A 21,415-nucleotide genomic window follows, 5' to 3' on the forward strand; every position below is an offset into this window, starting at 1 on the left:
ACCGATATAAACAAAATCGCTGTCACACCCTTCCCCCCCCCCCCCCCCTCCGGAGCGGGGGGGCGACCCGGTGCCTCTACTGTGGGGCCTGGCGGCCCAACACGGCCCTGACGGGCCGTCGGACGGGCCTGACGGCCCGTCAAGGTTGCTGTCGTCGTGCCTGGCGGCACGACGGTGTGTCAGGTGCAGGTGTTGGCCCTGACGGGCCAACTTCTTTGGTTTCTTTGAGAGTTGGCAGTCCTGACGGCCTGCGCTGGTTAAGGGAGTGTGTCCTGCCTGGCGGCAGGACAGGGCCTGACGGCCTGTCCTGGGTGCTGTCGTCGTGCCTGGCGGCACGACAGTGTGTCAGGTGCAGTGCTAGGCCACTCCCCTCCCCCGAGTCAGGATTTGGGTTCCGGCGCCTGGCGGCACCGGTGATGTCAAGCCGTGGCGTTACGCAAAGTTTTAGGTTCGCTCCCCTGCCGGGGAGCTTGCTCAGCGCCGGATGGGGACGGTTTCGTCTGTGCTCGGCGGCCCTCCGGCAGGGCCGGTGAAGCCCTCGGCGTTGTCAATCCCCCTCATTGAAAGGGCAGTTACTGTCTAGTGTCGGGAGGGAAGATCGGGAAGTTTTCGGTGAAGGCGAGGACAGGTGGACGGAGGCAGCGCGGCGGGCGGACGGCGCAAACAGCCCTCCGCGCAGACACGCTTGGAAGTGTGGGTGCGCAGCGGAGGCCGGTGTGTGTTGTGCAATATGTACCTGCTCGAGGGGCCGATGTCGGCGCGGACACTGCACCTGGGCGAGTTGGCGCACATCGTCGGTCAGGGTGTCGGTGCGCGGTCGCCTCGGGGTGGGTACCCGCTGGATCCCGGTCTGCGGGACGAGGCCGACAACCTGATGCTGCTCTGTGCGCATCAGCACGGTGAGATCGATGCTCAGGGGGCTCTGGACGTCTTTAGCGTGGAGCGGCTGCGTCGGTTGAAGCGGGAGCACGAGGACCGGATCCGGCATCTGACCGGGCTCGGGCCTGAGCGGGCCACGACGGTGGTGCGGCTGCTGGGTTCGGTGCACGGTCGGGCGGTGGAGTTGTCGCGGCAGACGGCCGCGGACGCGGTTACCGCGCGGCACCGGTTTCCTCTGTTCTTGGAGTCGTATGCGCGGCATGGCGTGGAGATCGACCTGCGGCAGATTCCCGGGGAGCGTCCTGCGCTGTCCGAGGACGCGGTACGTGCTGCGGCCGGGAGCCGTGCGTACTACGAGCAGGCTGTGCGGATCATTGACGACGTGCTCGAGCACCGGTTGCGCGCGGGGGTGGAGCGGAATGTGGTGCAGCATGTGAGCGTGTTCGGGTTCGCTCGTCTGCCGCTGTTGGTGTACTTGGGGGCGCGGCTGGACGACACCGTGCCGACGGATGTCTTTCAGCGGCACCGGGGTGAGGAGTCATGGAGGTGGCCGGACGAGGGTGGTGCGGGGGTGCAGTTCGCCGTGCACGTTGATCAGGATGTTCCGGCCGGGGACGACGCGGTGGTCGTCGTGAACGTGTCGGGGATGATCGGGCGGCACGAGGTGCCCGAGGAGCTGTCCGCGCTGCGCCGCTATGTGATCAGTCCGGTCGGCGTGGCGACGGGGCCGGACATCCTGCGTCGGCGTGCCTCCTTGGGGCTCTTGGAGGGCGTCCTGCGGGAGTTCTTTGCGGTGCTGGAGGTGGAGGGAAAGCCGGTGCGGCGGCTGCACGTGCTGCCGGCCATGCCGATGTCAGCGGCGGTGGCACTGGGGCGTGCTCATCATTTTCAGGTGCACCCGCAGCTGGTGATCTACGAGCGGTTGGCGGGGGCGTACGTGCCCACACTGGAGCTGGGCCGGTCGGCCGGTTGATGCTGCGCTGTTGGTCAGGGTGGATCTGCGTGGGCGATGAAGTGGTGCGCGGGGTGGGTCCCGGTGTGGGGCTGGGCGCACAGATGGGTTCCGGAGACCGGGTGGCGTATCTGGGTGCCCAGCAGGTTGACGAGGGTCGCGGTGGTGGCCATGAGGTCGGCGGCGGAACCGTGGAAGGTGGGCACGGAGCAGCCGCGGGTGGGGCGCAGTTCGTCGCCCGGTGCTGGCTGGGTCCACAGGCGGTGATAGGGCTCCAGGTGGGGTGTGGTCAGGACGTGGTGGCCGCTGGCCTGGTCGATGGCGGTGGCGGTGGTGCGGGTGTCGGGGGCGACGAGGATGAGGATGCCCAGGCTGGCGCTGAGGCTGTCGGTGGCGAGTTGGGCGAGGACGGCTTTGCGGTGGGGGTACTGGGCCAGCAGGTCCAGGAAGCGTCCGGCGGTGATGCTGACGGTGGTGTCGATGATGAGGTCGGCGTGGTCCGCGGCCTGGAGCAGTGAGGGGGCGGGCGGCGGGTCGGTGATGTCGATGGTGAGGTCGTCTCGGATGCTGCGCAGGCGTCGGGCCAGGGCGGTCGCCTTGACGGTGCCGATGTCGTTCTCGGTGTAGTTCTGGCGTACGAGGAGCCCGCCGGTGATGCGGCCGGGGTCGCTGAGGGTGAGGTGGCGGGCTCCGGCGCGGGCGATCAGTTCGGCCGTCCATGAGCCGATGGCGCCGCAGCCCCAGATGTGGACGTGTGCGCCGTGGAAGGAGTGGGCCGGGCGTTGCGTGTCGCGGCGGGTGGTGACTTCGGGGCGTTCGTCGGACAGGGGGCACCAGGTGAGGGCGGCGTCGCGCAGGAGGGTGGGGAGGGTGTCGCGGGGTGGTGGGGTGCGCGGGTCGAGGTGGCGCAGTGCGTCGCTGGGTTGGGGCTCGAGGCGTCCGGCGAGGAGGAACGGGGGTGCGGTGGGGGTGGCGGGGTGTGGGACGGCGAGGAGGAAGTGCTGGGTGGTTTTGGCAGGGTTGCGGCGGGCGCTGGCGGCCAGGGCGGTCAGTAGGAGGTGGGAGGGGGTGTTTAGTGTCGGGGGTGCGGTGTCGGGGGTGCGGTCGATGAGCGTGAGCAGTTCGTCGAGGGTACTGCCGGCGCCCAGGGGCAGTGAGTGGTTCAGGAGCAGGATCGGGGTCCGCTGTCCGTCGGTGGGGTGGGTGGTGGTCAGGTCGAGGCGGTTGTCGGTGCGCGGGGTGAGCCAGGCGGTGCCGGCGCGGCGGTTGGGGACGGAGGTGCGCACGACGATGGTGGGGGTGCCTGGTGTGTGGTGCAGGACGCCGCCGACGGGGTGGTAGAGGGCGGTGTCGGGGTCGAATTTTGCGGCTGCTGCGTCGGTGAGCCACTGCCACAGGCGGTTTATGACGGGGGTGAGGCCGGCGGCGGGGTCCCATTCGCGGGCGGGGTCGAGGTAGAGGCACAGTCGGTTGCCCTGCAGGACGTGCGGGGTGCCGGCGAAGCGGAGGTGAGTGGTCTCGACGCGGGGCGGGGTCAGCGGGGTGGGTGCCAGGACGAGGAGGAAGTCCTCGTCCTGGCCGAGGTGCAGGCCGCCCGGTGCGTGCGACATGTCTGCGGTGTGCAGGCGGATGGGCACGGTGCACGGGCCGTCGGGGGCGGTGTGCGGGCGGGCGGTGAGGTGGATGTCGGCGGGGTGCTGGGCTGAGAGGGTCTTGAGCTCGGCCAGCAGTTGCTGTTGATATGCGTTGGGGTGCCGTGCCGGGGGCTTTCGCTTGGTCATCCGGCGCGTCCGGTGCGGGAGACGGTGGTGAGTAGGGCCGGTGTGGCGAACTTGACTGCGGCAGGGGTGATGCGGCTGTTCTGGGCGGGGAAGGTGTCGCCGAACAGGAAGCGCCAGAGGCGCACGCTGCGGTCAGGGTCCGTCTCGTGGTACGCGTCGTGGATCTGGCGGGCGTGGGTGTGGATGCGGTCGCGGAAGTAGCTGTAGGTCTCATGGTTCCAGCGGTGGTCGAAGGTGACGCCCGAGCCGGACGGGTCGGGGATCGATGGCTTGAGCGGGCGGGCCTGGAGCCAGGTGTCGAGGTCCTCGACGATGGTGAGCAGGGCGGTGGGGACGTTGGCGTAGCAGCCGGGGCGGGTCATGGCCTGCAGTTGGCTGACGCGGTTGCCGAGCAGGGTGGTGAGGATGATCGAGCGGGTTCCGGTGAAGGAGTCCCTGTGGTCGCGCACGAACTTCATCAGACGGATGACCAGGCGCAGGTGGCCGTTCGCGATCTTGTCCTGCTGTTGCATCCAGGCGGTGAATCCGGCCGGGTTGGTCTGCTCCCACGTGTTGTCGTCCCGGTTGACGATCACTTCCCGTCCGTCGGCCAGGTGCAGGTAGGGCACGATGTCGACGTGCATGGAGTTGGCGTAACTGAGCTGCACGCAGCGGCACTTGCGGGTGTGCGGCATGTCCCCGTAGACGCTGTGGTGGTGGAGAGCGGCGTAGACCTTGTCGATGTAGGTCTTGGGGCTGTCGGACCAGGCGGGCACCTCGGCGAGGTGGAGCATGAAGTCGGCGTCGAACTCCTTGCCGCTCTGGGGGTTGATGATGGTGCGCTGGGCCCAGGACCCCTGGGGCTTCTTGCCGAGGACCAGGGGGCCGAGGTCGGGGTCGTTCTTGAGGGCCTGGTAGATGGCCTCGACGCGGTCGGTGAGCAGGTTTAGTCGGCTCTGGCTGAGGTTGACGGTGTCGCGAAGGAACGTGCGGAAGCTGTCGGCGTGCTGCATGGGGGTTCCCTTCTGTGCTGCCTGGGGTGCAGCGGGTGTCTGGGGTGAGGGGTGCGCGTGGGAGCGCAGCCAGGCTGGCCGGGGGCATCGCGGGGTGCGCGCAGGGGTGTGCCCTGGTGCGTGCCGTTGGGGATGCCGTGTGGTGTGCGGTTGTGTGAGGGGCGCCGGGTCTGCCGGTGGTGGGCACGGCCAGCTGGAGCCGGGGCCCTGGGGCTGCGCGGTCTGGCCGTGTCGGCAGCGGATTGGTGCTGTCCGGTCAGTGGTGCCTGGCCCCCGTGGGCGGGCACGTGTACGCGATACAGCCCGGCGGGTGGAGGTCTGCTCGGCTTGGCGCCAGGCAGGGTTCACCCGTTGCAGGAGGCTCGTGAGCCTTCTGCTGTAACAAGGACACCACACAGAGCGACACTCACACAAGGCCCATTTTCATGGACAGTTTCCCTGACATTGCGGCAGGTGCCGTCCATCCGGGCCGAGTTAGCCGCCGTGACGCTCAACCCCTGTGACCGCAGGAGCTTTCGGAAAAAACGCGGTGCCCGGTTTTCAGAGTGCCGGGCCGGAGATGATGCCGAGGTTCATCAGGCGGTAGGTCATCGCCGTCTCGCTGAGCTGGAACTGCCCGGCAAGTACCTTCACCAGGTCCTCGACCGTCGAGATGGCAACGTGCTGAGCGGCCTGGCGGACCATCGGCTCGGGGGCCAAGAGCGCGGCGGCGAAGCGGTTAGCGTCGATCTCCTCGCGGTCGGTGGCCATGCCCGACACTGTGTTGCGGTAGTTCACGCGCACGTCCGTGTCCAGGATCAGGGGGCGCCCCTCGTGCAGGCGCAGGTGGCCGAGTTCGTGGGCCACGGTGAAGCGGCGCCGCAGCCGCGAGTGGTCCTGGTTGACGCCGATGACGCAGCTGCCGTCCCTGCGCAGCAGCATGCCCGAGACGTCGGGGTCCAGTTGCTGGGGCACCACCACCACGCCGAGCCGTTCGGCCAGTGCGAAGGGGTCGACGGGCGGGGCGCTGACCTGCATCTCCCCCAGCAGGGCCTGCGCTGCGATGTCAGCCTTCGCCATGACCGCCCCTCAGTTCGGCCGCCCGGGCCCATACGGCACTGACACCGGCCGCATGCCGCGCGGAGAGGTCCGCGGTCTCGTCGGGCACAAGCGGCGGAAGGAGTTCTGCGGGCTGCACGTTCAGCGCCGCGGCGATGCGGGCCAGCCGGTAGAGCGGCGGCGCCTGGGTCCCGGCCTCGATGTTCGTGATCGACCCCCGCGACAGTCCCGCCCGCCGCCCGAGGTACTCCTGGGTCACCCCTGCGCGCGCCCGCGCCTGCCGGATCAGCCGGCTCACCGCCGCGTTGAACTCCTGCTCCTCCACACCGCCCCCTCCCTGCATGGCCAGCCTCGCTGACAACCTACTTCCCCACCGCGGGCCGGACCAGGCATGTGCGGTTCTCCTGTCCTGCGGCGGCACCGCCCGAGTTGGCACGGCCGCCGTCCTCGCCGCCGGTCACCGCGAGCCCTTGTATCTGCAGAGAAGCCGAGCCCAGCGCCCCGTTGGCCGCGTGCAGCGGACACCTACTCATCCTGCAGCCCTTCGGTGAGGTACAAGTCGCTGTCGGCCAGGGCGAAGTACAGCGCGGTCTCCCAGGCGTTGGGGTTGGTCTTCGTCCAGCTCTCGGCTTCGTCGCGCAGCGTCTCGCGCAGTAGTTCCGCGTCCATGGCGAGCAGTTGTCTGTGCTGGCTGTGTCTCCCGGCCAGGTGCCTGCTGGCCTTCATCGCATACCGGCTGCCCAGGTCGTACGCGGTGAAGTGGTGTTTCACCCGGGCCGTCAGCACGGTTGACCACTCCGGGAGCGCCCTGACGGCGAAGCACGCGGTGACGGGGATCGTGGGCAGGATCTCGGCAACGAGCCAGCGTCCCGGGCCGAGCTGGTCGAAGTAGGGGTGCAGCGGCTGGGCGTCCGGCGAGTCGGAGACGGCCGGTCCCTTGTCGTGGTTGCAGTGCATGCACGCCGGGACGAGGTTGATCGGCAGGATCGCGCACAGCGGGAAGTGGGCCTTGGGCAGGTAGTGGTCGAGCGTGTCGACCTCGCCTATGCCGCACAGCGGGCACTCGCCGTGCGGCGCCAGCGCCTTGATGCGGTTGTAGAGCGCTCTGCCTTCCTGGCGGGTGACCATCCCCTGGTCGTAGATGCGCACGAGGACATTCTTGTCGGGGTCCGGATTGCAGGAGGTGTGCCTGCGCAGGCCGGGCTCGGTCAACAGCGCGTGCAGGTCTGCGTCCTCGGCGCAGCGCCGGTAGCTGTCCTCCGCGCTCTGCATGTCCGCCAGTCGGCCGCGCAGGCGCGTCTCTTCCGTGCCGTCCTGCATACCGGTGCAGCAGGCGTCCAGGGCTTGCGTGACGGTCGTCTCGGGGCGTTGGGGCCAGCGCATCAGGCCTGCCGTTCACGGCTGCGCATGACCGTCATGGCGCGCAGGAGGGCCCGGGCTTCGGAGCCCATCCCGGTGAACTCGGCGACGATCTCCTCGTAGGACAGGTCCTGCTGGACGAGCTCGGTGAGGGTGGCGTGGTAGCCGGTGGCGGCCACTTCCAGACCGAAAGCCTCGTGGGTGAGTTCGCCGAGATTCTCGCCGTAGGTCTCGCGCTCGGGGCGCTGGGCGGTCAGGATGTTGCCGTAGCGGCGCATCTTGTACACGCACGAGGCGGGGATCTCCTGCAGGACCACGGGTGAGTGGGTGGCCATGACGGCCATGCCGTTGCGGTCGGTGAGCAGATCGGTGAGCGTGCGGATGAGGGCACTGAGCAGGGGCGGGTGGAGGTGGGTCTCGGGTTCGTCGATGAGGACGAGGGTCGCCTCTGTGACGGTCTCGATCAGCCGGGTCACGATCAGCAGGGCGATCCGGTGGCCGGAGCTCAGCGTGTCAAAGATGTCGAGGAGGGTGTCGACGACATGCTCATGGTCGTCTGAGCGGATCAGGGACTCGATGCGGTCGCGGTGTTCGTCGAGGAAGCCGGAGGCGGAGTAGCTGAGGGTCTCTATCGCCTTCTGCCACCGCTGGCCGCGCGCGCCGATGCGGCAGACGAAGAAGCTCTGGACGAACTCCATGCCCAGTTCGTGCTCGGTCTTCAGACGGACCTGTGCCCCGGATGCGTCCGCGGGTTCGTCCAGGACCTGCAGCCCGATGTAGGTAAACGGCAGGGCGGTCGGGCCGGCCGGCTGCTGGGCGTAGAGCTTGTCGAACGGGCTGAAGGAGACGGCGACGCAGTTGGTCAGGGCGCCGGTGTCGGCCGAACGGCTCACCGGGATCTCCCCTGTGGCGACGCGGCGCGCCAGATCGCGCAGCAGGCTGGACTTGCCGACGCCGTTGCGGCCGATCAGCGCGTGCAGGTTCGTCGACGGCCGGGAGCCGGGCACCGCCCGGAAATCCAGCGTGGGCGCCACCGAGTCCGGGTCCATGACGGGTGCTGTGTAGGACCACTGATAGGGCAGGATGCGCTGGCGTCCGCCGGCGATCTGGCAGAGCCGTTGCAGCTCGGTCCGGTCGGAGCCCCGCATCAGGGAGTCGCGGAACACGTCCAGCTCCTGCACCTCATAGATCAGGTCGGGCCGGTAGGCGATGTCGCGCAGGCCGGTGAGCACGTCGCGGCGCACGGGCGCGGGCAGCGTGTTGAGCACCTCGTAGTAGGTGTCCTGGTGGGCAAGGCTGAAGTAGCCCTCCGGCAGCGCCTCGAATTGTGAGGGCATCCGGCTGGCCGTGGCGCGGAAGTCCGGATCGGTCTGCATGTCGGTGTGCGCAATACGCACGAACCCGGCCTGGAGCAGGCGCCCGTCGTCCTTGCGGACGTACAGATCGAACGTGGTCACATGACTGTAGTCGTCCCAGCTGTCCTTGATCAAAAACGCGCCGTCCTGGTTCGGCGTCGGATGCTGCCGGAACTCCAGGACGGTGAACAGCACGGTGACCTCATTCCCAGTGGTCTCGGCACACCGGCCGAGACGATCTCTTTGGGCCGCAGCTTAGACGCCAGCTCCGGCGAGAACTGCCCCGGTCAGCGCGGCAGTCGGCGCCCCGCTCGATGCGCCGGGCACCCGGGTTCGCCCACGGCTTCCCCGTCAGACCGTCCGCCGGTGTGGCCACCTCTGGGGTGGAACAGCCCTCACCCGGCCGCGCCGGGCGGACCGGGTGACGACGGCACGCAGACGGTACAGCTCGTGCGGCGCCGCACCGTCGCGTCGAGGCTTCACGACGCGGCGCACCGCCCTTCCGGCCGGGCACACACGCCTCTGCGGTGCGCGGAAGCGGCCGATTGCTGCTGGTTGTTCGCGGCGGGCCTGCTTCCCGCGCGGGGCGCAGACGTCACAGGCCCAGCGCGGCCAGCGCGGCTCGGCGCTGCTCGCTGAGAGCGGAGCGGCGCCGGTTGATGTTGCTGAGCCATTGCCCCAAGCGCACTTGCTCGCCGTCGATCTCCTCGATGTGCCGCTGCGGCACATCGAGGTGGCCTTCGCGGTCACGGAAGGTCCGTGCGGCGGTCAGGCCGCGTTGGAAGGTCCGCTCCCGGGGCGGTACCGGACTGCGGGTGGGAGGGGGGATGTCCGGCAGGTCCAGGCCCAACTCTTTGAGGAGGCGGCGCTGGTCGGGGTGGAGGCGGCTGGCGCGGGCGCGCTGTGCGGCCAGCCATGGTGCGGGTTCAGCGGCGGCGCGCTGGCGTGCGGCGTGGTAGGCGCGTTGCCAGGTGATCGGCCAGGGCGGGTTCCACCATGTATCCAGGGCGGTGAGGGCGGCGGCGCGCTCGGCGGTGAGGGGGCGGGCGCGTTGGTCGGCCAGCCAGCGGCCCAGGGCGAAGCCGTCGTGGACGGTGTCGACGGGTGCGGCCAGGTGGCCGTGGGTGGCGGTGTAGGCGGTGGCGTGGGCGAGGCCGCGGTCGAAGGCCTGCTGGCGGGGGTCCCAGATGATGCCCAGCCGGTCGAGGGCGCGGGCGCGGGCAGCGTCGAGGGCGCCGGTGGTGTTCAGGTGGCGTTGCCAGGCGAGCCACCGTCCCAGGGGGTAGTCGTGAGGGTCTTCGAAGTCGGTGGCGACGTCAAGGTGGTGGTGGGTGCGGTGGTAGCGGCGGGCTGCGTTCAGGCCGCGGCGCCACTCGGCGCTCTTGGGGGCCAGCACGCGCAGGGAGAGGGCAAGGGCGACGTCGTCGGCCTGGGTGGGGCGGTCGAAGCGGAGCCAGGCCTCGGGGTCCTCGGGGGGTGCGGTGGGGCGGTGGGTGCGGGGGTCGGCGAGGCGGGCTTCGAGGCGGTCGTCGTGGGCGCGCAGGGCCTTGATGGTGTGCCAGAGGGGGGTGTAGGCGTCAGCGCCGAGGAGGTCGTCGGGGTCTTCGTCGGGGGTGAGGTAGACGGGGACGACGAGGGTGGCTTTCTTGCCGGCGCCGGGTTGTTGGCGCAGGGCGCGGCCGACAGCCTGGACGGTGTCGACGGGGCTGTTCTTGGGGTCGGCGAAGACGACGGCGTCGATGGCGGGGACGTCGATGCCTTCGCCCAGGACGCGGGCGTTGGACAGGACGGCGGGGGTGTCGGCGGTGTGGGAGGCGAATTCGAGGAGGAGGCGGCGGCGGACCTGGGGCGAGTGGGTGCCGCTGATCCAGTCGGCCCACAGGCCCGGGGGGCGCAGCGTGGTGGGCAGGGTGGTGGCGGTCGTAGTGAGGGTGGTGGCGAAGGCGCGGGCGTCGGCGACGCGGTGGTGGAAGGTCAGCACGCGGCGCAGGTGGTGGTCGTGGATGGCGCGCAGGGTGGCGACCTGGCGGCCGGCCAGGCGCAGTCCGTCGACGCCGGCGCCAGGGCCGGTGGCGAGCCAGTCGCGCAGGTCGGTGTCGGTAATGACGGGGACGAGGATCTGGTAGTCGGCGAGGAGGCCGAGGTCGATGGCGTCGGAGAGGGTCAGGCGGTAGGCGACGGGTCCGAAAAGGGCCTCGTCGTCCATGGAGGCGGCCCCCTCTCCCCCGCCGTCACTGTCGCCGGCTGTGTCGGTGGTGTCATCCCAGATGCGGGGGGTGGCGGTGAGGTAGAGGCGGCGGGCAGCGGGGAGTTGGTCGTCGTGGTGGACGGCGGCCCAGGCCTTGCCGAGGCGGCCCGCGGTGCGGTGGGCCTCGTCGACGACCACCAGGTCCCAGGCGGGCTGGTGGTGCTCGCGGTGGGCGGCGACGACAACGGGCAGGGAGGCGTAGGTGGCGTAGACGGTGAGCGAGCCGGGGCCGGACTGCGTGGTGAGGGTGGTGAGTTCGGCGGGGTTAGTGGTGAGGGGGACGTCGGCGCCGAGGGGTTCGTGGGCGAGGGCCTGGCGGGCGGAGCAGACGGCGATGGCGGGGCCTTGGCGGCCGGCCATACGCCAGGAACGGATGGTCTGGGACAGCAGGTCCAGGGTCGGCAGGAGGATCAAGACGCGGCCGCGGGGTGCGATGCGGGCGGCGGTGCGGGCGGCGATGAGGGTCTTGCCGGTTCCGCATGCGGCGATGACACTCGCCCGGGGGTGGTCTTTGAGAGTACGGGTGGCGGCCGCGACAGCGTCCTTTTGGTGCGAGCGCAGCTGGAGCTCGGCGGAGGCCATGGAGTGGTGGCTTTCGGTTGCGGCGGGCTGGGATGGGGGCATTGTGGCATTCGCCTGGGCGGCTATTCGGCGGCTTCGGTCATCTGGGTGAGGGTGGAGCCGGCGGGGTCCTTGGACACGTGCAGGCGGTGGGTGATGCGGCGGCGCAGTTCGGGGACGTGGCTGATGACGCCGACGGTGCGGTCGTGGGCGCGCAGGGAGTCCAGGACGTCGAGGACGGTGTGGAGGGTGTCTTCGTCCAGGGTGCCGAAGCCTTCGTCGATGAAGAGGGTGTTCAGGGGGTTGCCGCCGGCTTCGTGGGTGACGACGTCGGCCAGTCCCAGGGCCAGGGCGAGGGAGGCGAAGAAGGACTCGCCGCCGGAGAGGGTGTCGGTTTTCCGGGGGCGGCCGGTCCAGGCGTCGGTGATCTGCAGGCCGAGGCCGGATTTGGCGCCGCGGGCGGCTTGCGTGTCGTCGTGGGCCAAGGTGTAGCGGCCGTCGGACATGATGTGCAGGCGGGTGTTGGCGGCGGCGGTGACTTCTTCGAGGCGGGCGGCCAGGACGTAGGACTCCAGCTGCATGCGGGTGTGGGCGCTGGTGGAGTTGCCGGTGACGAGGTCTGCCAGGTGGCGGGCGGTGCTGTGAGCGCTTTCGAGGGGCTCGAGGCGCTGGATGGTGGCGTCGAGGCTCTCGGCAAGCTTGCGGAGGTCTTGGCTGCGTGTGCCGGTGACGCTGGCCGTGGTGGCGGCCTGGGTGTGCTGCTCGTCGGCGGCTGCGCGTGCGGTGGCGGCGTCGTCGAGGTCGGCGGCGGGCTGTGCGGCGGCCTTTTGTAGGTCCGGGTTGTCCAGGGCGGCGGTGTGCGTGGCCTGGTGCTCGCGCCATTGGGCGATCTCTGCCTCGATAGTGCGCAGGGTTGCGTCATCAAGGAGCGCCTGCTGGGCCAGGAGCAGGGTGTCAAAGCCCTGGTCGTGCGCGGCCTGGGTGGCCTGCGTGGTGTGGTCGTGGAGGGTTTGCTGCGCGGCGGCCAGGGCGCGGGAGGCTTCGGCGGCATCTTTGAGGTGGTCGGCGGCGCGGGTGAGGTGTTCGGCGTGGGCGGCGACGGTGGGGTGGGGGCCGCGCGCTGCGGTGAGTTTGCTGTTCAGGTCGTCGATCGTGGTGGTGAGCGTGTCGTAGGTGGCGTTGCGGGCGGAAAGGCCGGTCATGGCGGTGTGGTGCTGGCGGGTCATCTCCTCGTGCTCCCGGTCGAGTTTGAGGAGTGCTTCTTGGACGGGTGCTTGGTCGGCGGCACGGGCGAGGGTGGCGGACAGCTGGGCGTCGAGGTCCTGGTGTTGGGCGGTGAGGTCGGCCAGAGGTGTGTCGCCGGCTTCACCGGTTGCGGTGGCGGCCGCTTCCCGCAGGTCGTGCAGGGCGGCTGCGGCGGCGTCCTGGTCGGTTTTGGCTTGCTCGTGGAGGGCTTCTGCGGCCTGCTCGTTTTCCTTGGTGGGTTGCCCGGTCTGGAAAGCGGCGGGCTGGGGGTGGGTGGCCGATCCGCAGACCGGGCAGGGGGCGCCGTCGGTGAGGGTTGTGGCGAGTTCGGCAGCCATGCCCTCGGTGCGCCGGCGGCGGATGTCAAGGTAGTCCTGGCCCGTTGTGCGGGCGGTTGCTTGTGCGCTGGTCAGTAGCGCCTGGGCTGTGGTGATCTTGGCTTGTTGCGCATCGCGGCGTTCGGCCGCCGCCAGGCGGACTTGAAGGCTCTCGAGGGCTTCGTGGTGGCGTTTGCTGTCTGCTTCGGCCTGGCGGGCGTTGTCGCGACGTGTCTGCAGGGCCTGGCGGCGCTCGGTCTCCTGCTCCAGCCAGTCCTGGGCGGTGTGCTGCTGGGCAGTGAACTCCTGGCGCTCGAGGTCGGTGCGCTCGAGGTCGGCCCTCATCTGGCCGATGGTGGCCTCTTGGGGCACCATCGCCGCAAGGACGGCAGCCCTGGCCCGCACGTCCTGTTCGGTGTTTGCCAAAGCGGTGGCGTCCAGGCTGGTGTGCTCGGGCGGCAGTTGGGACCGGGTGGCCTGTTCGGCGGCGGCACGGCGGGTGTGCTCGCCGGTGGCCGTGGCCACGTCGTGGAGCCGGGTCGCCAACTGCTGTGCGCGGTGAGCCTGTTCCAGGCGATCGCGCAGGGTGTCCTGGTGCGGGGCCTGTTCGTGCAGCAGGGCGAGCTGCTGCTGGGCGGTGGCGTAGGCGGTTTGCTGCCGGTGGAGTTCGTGGGTGGCCGCCTCGGCTCGCTGCTGCTGGCCGAGGTGGTCCTTGGCCGCCTTGGCCGCGTTAAGGGCTGTGGTGTGGGCGCTCTGGCTGGCCTGGATGAGGTCTTGGGCCCAGAGGCGGGCGGGTTCGGTGAGGGTGTGGGGGTCTTCGGCGGTGGGTGCGGGATGGTTGGGGGTCAGGTCGTCGCCTGCGGCCTGGTGGATGCGTTCGGCCAGGCGCAGTACGTCGCTGCGGGCGGCGTCCCGGTGTTTTTCGGTGGTGCGGCTGTGGTCGTTGAGCCAGCGTTCGATCTCGGCGAAGCGGTGGGTGTGGAAGAGCTTGCCCAGCAGTTCGCGGCGCTTGTGTGCGTCGGCGTGCAGGAATTTGGTGAATTCGTTCTGGGGCAGCAGGACGACCTGGCAGAACTGGGTGCGGCTCATGCCCAGCAGGTCGGTGATCTCCAGGGCGGCTTCCTGGTGCGAGCTGCTGGTGGGCTCGAAGCGGCCCTGCCCGTCGGGGCCGGGGGTCCAGTGGCTGAGGTGGGTCTCGGGCTTTTGTGAGGTCTCCCCTGTGCCGGAGCGCTTGGGGCGCATCTGGGCCGGGATCCGGGTGATGCGCAGGCGGCGGCCGGCCAGGGTGAGGTCCAAGGTGACCTGGGTCAGCAGGGTGTCGGGGGCGTGGTGGCTGCGCAGCAGCAGGTCACGCTCGCCCGGTGGTTTGCCGTAGAGGGCGAAGCAGATGGCGGCGAAGACGGTGCTTTTGCCGGCGCCGGTGTCGCCGTGCAGGAGGAACAGGCCGTCGGTCGTCAGGGTGTCGAAGTTGACGGTGTGGGTGGTGGCGAAGGGTCCGAAGGCCTGCAGGGTCAGGGAGTGCAGGCGCATGTCAGACCGTTTCCTTGTGCTGTTCGGTGATGCGGGAGGCGTCGATGGCCTGTTGGAGCAGGGCGTGTTCGTCCGCGGTGGGCTCCGTGCCGCGCAGGTGGGTGACGAAGTCGCAGGCGATGGTGAGGTCGCTGCGGCCGCGGACGCGTTCGCTGTAGGTGGGGGCCGGTCCGCCCTGTGCGGGGATACGGATCGGCTGGTGCTTGAGGCTGAGGGTGTGGGGGAAGCGGCGGCGCAGGCAAGCCATCGCTTCGAACGGCATGGCGGTGTCGGTCAGGGTGACCTCGAGCCAGGCATCGGCGAGTTGGGCGTGGGCGGGGTCTGTGAGCAAATCCTGCAGGAGGCCGGTCACCCGTTCCAGGCGGTGGGGTGCGGGGCAGGGCTCGCGGACCAGGCTGGGGGCTCCTTGGGCGGAGAGTTCGACGAGGGTGAGCGACTTGGTGTGTGCGGCCTCGGAGAAGGAGTAGGCGAGCGGGGAGCCGCTGTAGTGGATGCGGTCGGTGACGTTTTGGGGGCGGTGCAGGTGGCCCAGGGCGACGTAATCGATGCCGTCGAAGACGTCGGCGCCCGCGTGGGCGATGCCGCCGACGCTGATCTCGCGTTCGCTTCCCGGAGACTCGTCCAGCTCTTCGCGCGCGTGTGGCCCGCTGCCGGGGGTGACGAAGGCGTGGGCGAGGACGACTGAACGGGTGCCGGCGGGCTGGTTCTGGGTGAGGTCGGTGCGGATCTGTGACAGCGCTGCGCTGAGCACCGCGTGGTGGGAGGCGCCGTCGGCATCGAGGCGCTCGTGGACCATGGACGGCTCGAGGTAGGGGATGCCGTAGACGGCGACCGGGCCGTCGGCGTCGTGGAGGACGACGGGGATGTGGCAGGTGTCTGGGTCGGTGCGCAGGTGGACGTCTGCGCGGGCCAGCAGGGCGGAGCCGACGCCGAGCCGGTGGGCCGAGTCGTGGTTCCCGCTGATCATGATGATCGGTACGTCGAGGTCGGCGAGCTGAGTGAGCGCGCGGTTGAACAGGCGCACGGCATCCACACTCGGGATGGCCCGGTCGTAGATGTCGCCGGCCACCAGGACCGCGTCGACGTCACGGGTGCGGGCGGTGGCGACCAGATGGTCGAGGAAGGCCTGTTGGGCATCGATGAGATGTTCTGTATGAAACCGGCGGCCCAGATGCCAGTCCGAGGTATGTAAGAACCGCATGCACACAGACGGTAACTATCGGGGGCATAGTTACGGGCGGTTTTCCCGATAGACGGCCTCTTTACCGGGAGAGCGGAGGTGTGAGAGAGGGGCGCGCTCGTAACGTGGGTTTGATTGTGCGCCCGCCTTCTCTTCCAGGTCCTACCGGCGCGGTGGGGCGCAGCAGATCGCACGGCGGTGAGCAGCCGCCCGTCAAGGCAGATATTTGAAGCGGCCTTCGGCCCGCGCCAGGCGTTCCCGCATGCCGACCCGTCCGGGGTGTTCGCCTGGAGGTGCTTTGCCAGAACGCATGATCGAGCCTGCTGCCGCACGTGGCCCTCGGTGGGCTTGCGCAGCGTTGCGGCTTCGGTCTGGTAAACGGCCAGCGACCAACGCAGGTTCGTGGCCACCCAGTTCACCGAAGTCATTCTTCCGTGGCTATCGCTCTTGTGGACACCTGCTTCTCACAGTCCTGCGACAGCGAAGGTGAGGAAGGCAAGAGAGAGAGTGACACCGCCGGCGAAGACGCTGGCGCCGCGCAACAGCGCTTCGCCCGGGGTGGCGCCGTCCTGCCGGGTCACGAAGGCGGCTGCTACCGCTACCAGACTGCACAGCAGTGCATCGAGGATCAGTACCAAGACGAGGAGCATGCGGGCCTGAGGTGTGTTCATGGTCTTCTCCACGAGTCTCGAAGCGGTGGTGGTGAGGAGGTTCGCGGATTGTGTGTTCACGGGGGTTCGCGGCGAACGACAATGAACCAAGGTGAACCGGAAGGACGGCCGTGGTCATGGCAGATGACGGGGTAGGTGAAAGTGGCGGCCCGCTGCCGGATCTCGGCGCGCGCCTGCGTGTGTTGCGGTTGCAGAGAGGGCTCACGATGGGTGGGCTGCAGCGGCTGACGGGTCTCGGGCGTACCACGCTCAGCCAAGCTCTCGGTGGCAAGCGTCTCCCGTCGGAGGCCACCGTGGTCGCTCTCGCGGGAGCCCTGAAGGCAGATGCTTCCCCGCTCCTCGCCCTGCACAGGCAGGCAGCCTTGAGCCATTCGCCGACCAGCCGTGTCGGCAGGGGCGCTTCCAGGCCCGTACAGGATTTCGCACAGCGCTACTTGGCTTATGTGTCCCGGCGGCATGCTGATCTCACCGTCGTGGGGCTGGACCTGGCACGCCCGGACCGGGCGTGCTGGCCGCTTGATGCGGCCTATCTCAGCCTGGAGTTGGCCGAGCAGAGGGAAAACTGGGACCGCGGCAGCGAGGGGCCCCTTGAGACGAGTGTGGTCTGTCGCGCCGAGCAGGCCTTGGCAGGCCGACAGCGCATCCTGCTCAAGGGGCTCGCCGGTAGTGGGAAGACCACGCTGCTGCAGTGGCTGGCGGTCTCTGCGGCTCGTGCGGAACTTCCCGAGGAACTGACCGCTCTACGGGAGCGGGTTCCGTTTGTTCTTCCACTGCGTACCTTGGCACGCCGCGGCCCGCTCCCTCAGCCGCAAGACTTTCTTGCTGCCGTCGGCGCACCCTTGGCCGACGCGCAACCGCCGGGTTGGGCCGATGCCGTGCTTCAGGCCGGGTCGGCGCTGGTCCTGGTGGACGGGGTCGACGAAGTGCCCCAAGAACATCGGGCGGCAACGCGGCAATGGCTCAGCGATCTACTGGCAACCTACAAGGACGCCGCGTTCGTGGTCACGACTCGCCCTTCTGCCGTCCCCGATGGCTGGCTCGCGCCACTGGGGTTTTCGGAACTCTCGGTGCGTCCCATGAGCGCCGCAGACACCGGACTCTTCATCGGTAGGTGGCACGCTGCAGCGCAGCACAGCGTCCAAGACGAGGCAGAGCATGCCCATTTGGAACAGCTCGAGGCTCTTCTGCAGGTGACCGTGCGTGCCGAACGCGACGTGGCGCAATTGTCGACCACTCCCCTGATGTGCGCGCTGATCTGCGCGCTGCATCGGGAGCGGCGAGGTCATCTGCCGCACAGCCGGATGGAATTGTACGAGGCGGCGTTGTCCATGCTGCTGGCCCGCCGTGATCGCGAGCGCAGTATCGCGGTAGCTGAGGGCATTGAGCTCACCGAGCACCAGAGCATGCAACTGCTGCAGCGGCTGGCCTACTGGCTTATCCGAAATCAGCAGACTGAGATGGACTACACCACTGCATTGCACCTCGTGGGAACAGCGCTGCCAGCAATGAGCGCCGTGGCCAGCCAAGGCGGACCTGCCGAGGTACTGGCGCATCTGGTGGGCCGCAGCGGTCTCTTGCGGCTGCCCACTGCCGACACCGTCGACTTCGTGCACCGCACGTTCCAGGACTATCTCGGAGCCAAAGCCGCCGTCGAGAATGTGGACTTCCCTCTCCTGGTCAACAACGCTCACGACGACCAGTGGGAAGACGTCGTCCGCATGGCCGTGGCGCACGCCCGGCCACAAGAGGCAGACATGCTTCTGATGCTTCTTGTCGATCGAGGCGACCGTGAGGAGGAGTGCCGCTCCCGACTCCACCTGCTGGCAGCAGCCAGCATGCCCTACGCCACCGAAACTGCTCCCCATGTCCGCGCCGAGGTCGAGCGGCGGACAAGTACTCTCCTGCCACCCCGCTCACCGGAGGAAGCAGAATCGCTCGCCGCGCTGGGCCCAGGCATCCTGGATCTGCTCCCGCAACGAGCCGACCACCTGAAGACAGACGAGATCGCGGCCGTGCTGCGCACTGCCACCGCCATCGGCGGGGACCCCGGGTTAGCCTTCCTGCAACGACTGGCTCCTACCCTGGCACCGTCTGTATCTGGATACGAACTGATCAGGGGCTGGACAAACTTCGAGGCTGAAGGATACGCCCGGGATATTCTGGTCCCCTTCCCCGGTAATCTGCTTCCTGAAGTGAGAACCTTGGAACAGCAGCAGGCCCTGCGCCTGCTGACGCCGATCCCGAGGGCCTCCTTCGACGGCTCCTTCTCTGCGAAGGAGATCCTCAGGCATCTGTCACCCGACGTCACTCGCATGCTGAACATCTACCGCAACGACGTCATTGAGGATCTGGGATTCCTGCGGGACCTCCCCGCCCTGCGAGACCTGTCTGTCAGCGGGGGCGGCCAGCTGCGCACACTCGACGGCCTTGCCGGCCTGGACCTCACAGCACTGAGGCTCCTGGAGCTTGTACATGAGGTGCCCTTTGACGTCCTGGCATCGCTGCCTCACCTCACCGAACTCTCCCTGTACACCCTCTTGCCGTGGAGGAACCTTTCCCGGCTGCCCGCGCCCAAGGGGCTGACCAGCTTGTGGATGGGGCGTCAGATTGCTGCGTCTGCTACCGGAATTTCCCAGTGGCAGGGCCTGGAAGAGGTAGCTCTCAACCACATCCCAGACAGCGTGGAATGGCAGGAGATAGCCTCCCTCCCGCAACTGAGGAGGCTCTTCCTCAGAGACTGCGACTTCACGCAGGTGCCCTGCATGCCGGAAATTCATCACCTCGCACTCGTCCCGGAGCGCTCAGACACACGGCTCGACCTCATTCCAAGCTGCTTCCCCGACCTCAAAAGCATGTCTCTTGGCTGTCGGAATTCGGCTCCGGACGTCACGCCGCTCCAGGAAATTGCTGGTCTTCAGCTCTCCCTCAACTTCCCGTCGCACGTCACCGGCTTACAGGGGTTTCCTCCAGACTCACTCACCCTGTATCCAAGGCCCCGGCATACCGGAGAGCGACTGTCATAGACACGCCAGAGTGGTGGGTCCACAGGTCATCTCGGACAGCGAAGGCGGGCCTGAGCAGATCGTCGTCACCGGCCTTGCGGTCATGGGCCGCCACCTGGCCCGCGACTTCGCCCGGCACGGCTGCACCGTCACCGTCCCTGACCCCCCTCGCACGCCCGCGCCCTCATCGAGGAGTTTGGTCACGACAACACCTTCGTGCCAGCCGAGAGCGCCGAAGAGACCGCGGCCGCCCTTGAGTGTCTGCGCCGCCTCATGCTCGTGGTCCAGGCGGGCGCCTCCACCCACGCCGTCATCGACACCTTCGCCCGCTCCTGGAGAACGGCGGCATACCCATCGACTGCGGCAACGCCCACTACGCCAAAGCCTGCCGACACGAGACTGAACTCGCCGAGGCAGAGCGACCACTTCGTGGGCGCCAGCGTTTCCGGCGTCCTTAAACGGGCCCTTACCTCCACAGCGATGATCCAACGGGTCACGACTTCCTTCGTCAGCCCACCCCGCCCTCGTGCAGCACGTGGCAGCCTCCGATGACAGACGTGTGACGTACCGTCGCCCCCGCCGAGGGGGCGCGGCCGCCATCGTCAAGCGGCCAGACTAAAGACCGCCGGTGGCGACATCCAGATCGGCGCGGCCGAAGGAACGGCCCGGCTCTGGCATGAAAACGAGGATGCCGAAGTCGCTCACCGGGCCGGTCCGTTCAGATGTAGGTGACGGGGTTGCGGGACAGGTGCGGGCTGGGGGTAGGCAAGCCGACACGCGGGTCGCCGCGCAAGAGCTCACCCTCCAGGGCGTAGCGGCCGCCATGCTTGGAGATTCCGGTGATCTTCGCGACCGCGAGCACAACGCCTGCCGTGTTAATGATCTGCACCTCGTCCTGAGAGAGGGCCCGGTCGGCGTTGAACTTCCAGATACCGCGGCCCACTTCCCATGCCTCAGCCTCCCCCATGCCCGGACGCCAACCCAGCGTGGCCCGCCCCAGCAAGTCACCCGCGTCAGCCGTACGTTCGGCGCCGATCTGAATCTGCAACACCCGCCCACCCCTCACAGAAAACTCTTTAACTTGTTGCAAAGTTACCACTGTCCGGTGTAACTTCACAACAAGTTAGAGGGCTTATTCAACTCGTTTGCCCACAGCGCAACTTCACCTACCCGACGCGAAGGAGACGTCCGTGACCACGACGTACGGCGAGCCGCTCCGCGGCGTACGGACGGGCCAATGCCCCGCGTGCGCCGCGACCAGCGTGGAACTACTCCACGTACGATTCATCCCCGTAGCAGACATCCGTCGCTGCAGCGCATGCGACGCCGAGTCTGAGCACGAGATATGGGTGACCACTCCCCCGCGCGACGGGACTCTCCCCGGGGCCTGGTGAACCTACCGCCCGGGTGAACTTCCGGGTTGCCGACCACACCCGACTCCCCGAATTCCACGCGTACGTGCGGCCCTGGTACCGTCCCGGGGCTTCGCGCCGATCTGACTTACCGCTCGCGCGGGTGACACGAACGCCCTCTACGGCATGGCGGGGAACACCGACTCGCTACGAAGATCACGCACACTTTGTGACCTTCGAGGAGACCCGTGCCTGCCATCATCCGCATCGCCGTCCTGCTCACCGCTGCCCTCATCATCCCAACCGCCACCGCCCAAGCAGCCCCCTCTGGCCCCGGTGCGGCGCCGCGGGCCGTCGAGACCGTCACCCAGCCGCTGCAGGCCGCCCTGAAGTCCCTGACCATCAAGGACGAGGACCGCACCGGCTACGAGCGCACCTCGTTCAAGCACTGGGTGGACGCCGACAAGGACGGCTGCACCACACGGGCCGAGGTCCTGAAAGCGGAAGCGCTCACCACCCCCGACCAGGGCCCCAAATGCAAGCTGACCGGCGGCCGCTGGTACTCCGAATACGACGACCAGTACATCGAGGGCCCCTCCGGCCTCGATATCGATCACCGCATCCCGCTCGCGGAGGCCTGGGATTCCGGAGCCAAGGACTGGAGCGCTGCCGAGCGCCAGGAGTACGCCAACGACCTCGGCGACGCACGGGCGTTGATCGCCGTCACGGCGAAGTCTAACCGCAGCAAAGCCGACAAAGACCCCTCGACCTGGATGCCGCCAGCCGACGGCAACCGGTGCGATTACGTGAGCCAGTGGGTCGCCATCAAGACCCGATGGAAGCTCGCCGTCGACCCCAGCGAAGAAGCCGCCCTCGCCGAGAACGCCACTCGCTGCCCCAACACACCCATCAAAGTCCAACTCGCGCGCTAGCAGACGCTCACCTCGCCAGAT

16 protein-coding genes are annotated in these 21,415 nt (G+C 68.6%); 3 read left to right on the plus strand and 13 right to left on the minus strand.

Going from position 1 to position 21,415, the window contains the following annotated elements; translation table 11 throughout:
- Nucleotides 1-730: 730 nt before the first annotated feature.
- The gene (locus ACWD02_RS04525; protein ID WP_451204414.1) at nucleotides 731-1,852 is read left to right on the plus strand and encodes an SAVED domain-containing protein; all 1,122 of its coding nucleotides are present in this window, start codon (nucleotides 731-733) and stop codon (nucleotides 1,850-1,852) included.
- A gap of 14 nt (nucleotides 1,853-1,866) precedes the next feature.
- Here the strand turns inward: ACWD02_RS04525 and ACWD02_RS04530 are convergent, their stop codons facing one another.
- From ACWD02_RS04530 to ACWD02_RS04580, 11 genes are all read right to left on the minus strand, one after another.
- Nucleotides 1,867-3,612, minus strand: a complete 1,746-nt coding sequence (locus tag ACWD02_RS04530) for a ThiF family adenylyltransferase (protein ID WP_451204416.1) — start codon at nucleotides 3,610-3,612, stop codon at nucleotides 1,867-1,869.
- The gene (locus ACWD02_RS04535; protein ID WP_451204418.1) at nucleotides 3,609-4,604 is read right to left on the minus strand and encodes an SMODS domain-containing nucleotidyltransferase; all 996 of its coding nucleotides are present in this window, start codon (nucleotides 4,602-4,604) and stop codon (nucleotides 3,609-3,611) included. Before ACWD02_RS04535 ends, ACWD02_RS04530 begins: the two co-directional genes overlap by 4 nt.
- 540 nt (nucleotides 4,605-5,144) lie before the next feature.
- On the minus strand, nucleotides 5,145-5,663 hold the full coding sequence (locus ACWD02_RS04540; protein WP_451204420.1) for an ImmA/IrrE family metallo-endopeptidase: 519 nt from the start codon (nucleotides 5,661-5,663) through the stop codon (nucleotides 5,145-5,147).
- Nucleotides 5,650-5,967: a helix-turn-helix domain-containing protein gene (locus tag ACWD02_RS04545; RefSeq protein ID WP_451204422.1), complete on the minus strand. Its 318-nt coding sequence runs from the start codon at nucleotides 5,965-5,967 to the stop codon at nucleotides 5,650-5,652. The genes ACWD02_RS04540 and ACWD02_RS04545 overlap by 14 nt, the downstream gene beginning before the upstream one ends.
- A gap of 37 nt (nucleotides 5,968-6,004) precedes the next feature.
- On the minus strand, nucleotides 6,005-6,175 hold the full coding sequence (locus ACWD02_RS04550; RefSeq protein ID WP_451204424.1) for a hypothetical protein: 171 nt from the start codon (nucleotides 6,173-6,175) through the stop codon (nucleotides 6,005-6,007).
- Entirely contained in the window at nucleotides 6,168-7,025 is an 858-nt protein-coding gene (locus ACWD02_RS04555) for a hypothetical protein (protein ID WP_451204426.1), read from the minus strand. The genes ACWD02_RS04550 and ACWD02_RS04555 overlap by 8 nt, the downstream gene beginning before the upstream one ends.
- Nucleotides 7,025-8,551, minus strand: coding sequence for an AAA family ATPase (locus tag ACWD02_RS04560; protein ID WP_451204428.1), 1,527 nt, complete (start codon nucleotides 8,549-8,551; stop codon nucleotides 7,025-7,027). Before ACWD02_RS04560 ends, ACWD02_RS04555 begins: the two co-directional genes overlap by 1 nt.
- Before the next feature lie 400 nt (nucleotides 8,552-8,951).
- Nucleotides 8,952-11,186, minus strand: a complete 2,235-nt coding sequence (locus tag ACWD02_RS04565; protein ID WP_451204430.1) for a Helicase associated domain protein — start codon at nucleotides 11,184-11,186, stop codon at nucleotides 8,952-8,954.
- 62 nt (nucleotides 11,187-11,248) lie between these two features.
- Complete coding sequence (locus ACWD02_RS04570; protein ID WP_451204432.1) at nucleotides 11,249-14,257, minus strand: AAA family ATPase; 3,009 nt, start codon at nucleotides 14,255-14,257, stop codon at nucleotides 11,249-11,251.
- A 1-nt stretch (nucleotide 14,258) separates the two neighbouring features.
- The gene (locus ACWD02_RS04575; RefSeq protein ID WP_451204434.1) at nucleotides 14,259-15,458 is read right to left on the minus strand and encodes an exonuclease SbcCD subunit D; all 1,200 of its coding nucleotides are present in this window, start codon (nucleotides 15,456-15,458) and stop codon (nucleotides 14,259-14,261) included.
- Between the two features lie 443 nt (nucleotides 15,459-15,901).
- On the minus strand, nucleotides 15,902-16,108 hold the full coding sequence (locus ACWD02_RS04580) for a hypothetical protein (protein WP_451204436.1): 207 nt from the start codon (nucleotides 16,106-16,108) through the stop codon (nucleotides 15,902-15,904).
- 116 nt (nucleotides 16,109-16,224) lie between these two features.
- On the opposite strand from ACWD02_RS04580, the gene ACWD02_RS04585 reads away from it, so the two are divergent.
- The gene (locus tag ACWD02_RS04585; protein WP_451204438.1) at nucleotides 16,225-19,131 is read left to right on the plus strand and encodes an NACHT domain-containing protein; all 2,907 of its coding nucleotides are present in this window, start codon (nucleotides 16,225-16,227) and stop codon (nucleotides 19,129-19,131) included.
- A gap of 179 nt (nucleotides 19,132-19,310) precedes the next feature.
- Here ACWD02_RS04585 and ACWD02_RS04590 read toward each other — a convergent pair whose 3' ends face one another.
- Nucleotides 19,311-19,607 carry a hypothetical protein gene (locus ACWD02_RS04590; RefSeq protein ID WP_451204440.1) on the minus strand — a complete coding sequence of 99 codons (297 nt, stop codon included), beginning with the start codon at nucleotides 19,605-19,607 and terminating at the stop codon, nucleotides 19,311-19,313.
- Between the two features lie 221 nt (nucleotides 19,608-19,828).
- Nucleotides 19,829-20,161 carry a hypothetical protein gene (locus tag ACWD02_RS04595; protein WP_451204442.1) on the minus strand — a complete coding sequence of 111 codons (333 nt, stop codon included), beginning with the start codon at nucleotides 20,159-20,161 and terminating at the stop codon, nucleotides 19,829-19,831.
- A gap of 549 nt (nucleotides 20,162-20,710) precedes the next feature.
- On the opposite strand from ACWD02_RS04595, the gene ACWD02_RS04600 reads away from it, so the two are divergent.
- Nucleotides 20,711-21,394 carry an HNH endonuclease family protein gene (locus tag ACWD02_RS04600; protein WP_451204444.1) on the plus strand — a complete coding sequence of 228 codons (684 nt, stop codon included), beginning with the start codon at nucleotides 20,711-20,713 and terminating at the stop codon, nucleotides 21,392-21,394.
- Nucleotides 21,395-21,415: the final 21 nt, after the last annotated feature.

The sequence above is a fragment of the Streptomyces sp. NPDC002853 genome (assembly GCF_053591915.1).

Coding starts and splice junctions, on each gene's coding strand:
- ACWD02_RS04570 (WP_451204432.1), bottom strand. CDS start 14,257: ATGCGCCTGCACTCCCTGACCCTGCAGGCCTTCGGACCCTTCGCCACC.
- ACWD02_RS04530 (WP_451204416.1), bottom strand. CDS start 3,612: ATGACCAAGCGAAAGCCCCCGGCACGGCACCCCAACGCATATCAACAG.
- ACWD02_RS04550 (WP_451204424.1), bottom strand. CDS start 6,175: ATGAGTAGGTGTCCGCTGCACGCGGCCAACGGGGCGCTGGGCTCGGCT.
- ACWD02_RS04535 (WP_451204418.1), bottom strand. CDS start 4,604: ATGCAGCACGCCGACAGCTTCCGCACGTTCCTTCGCGACACCGTCAAC.
- ACWD02_RS04585 (WP_451204438.1), top strand. CDS start 16,225: ATGGCAGATGACGGGGTAGGTGAAAGTGGCGGCCCGCTGCCGGATCTC.
- ACWD02_RS04525 (WP_451204414.1), top strand. CDS start 731: ATGTACCTGCTCGAGGGGCCGATGTCGGCGCGGACACTGCACCTGGGC.
- ACWD02_RS04565 (WP_451204430.1), bottom strand. CDS start 11,186: ATGGCCTCCGCCGAGCTCCAGCTGCGCTCGCACCAAAAGGACGCTGTC.
- ACWD02_RS04540 (WP_451204420.1), bottom strand. CDS start 5,663: ATGGCGAAGGCTGACATCGCAGCGCAGGCCCTGCTGGGGGAGATGCAG.
- ACWD02_RS04575 (WP_451204434.1), bottom strand. CDS start 15,458: ATGCGGTTCTTACATACCTCGGACTGGCATCTGGGCCGCCGGTTTCAT.
- ACWD02_RS04555 (WP_451204426.1), bottom strand. CDS start 7,025: ATGCGCTGGCCCCAACGCCCCGAGACGACCGTCACGCAAGCCCTGGAC.
- ACWD02_RS04580 (WP_451204436.1), bottom strand. CDS start 16,108: ATGAACACACCTCAGGCCCGCATGCTCCTCGTCTTGGTACTGATCCTC.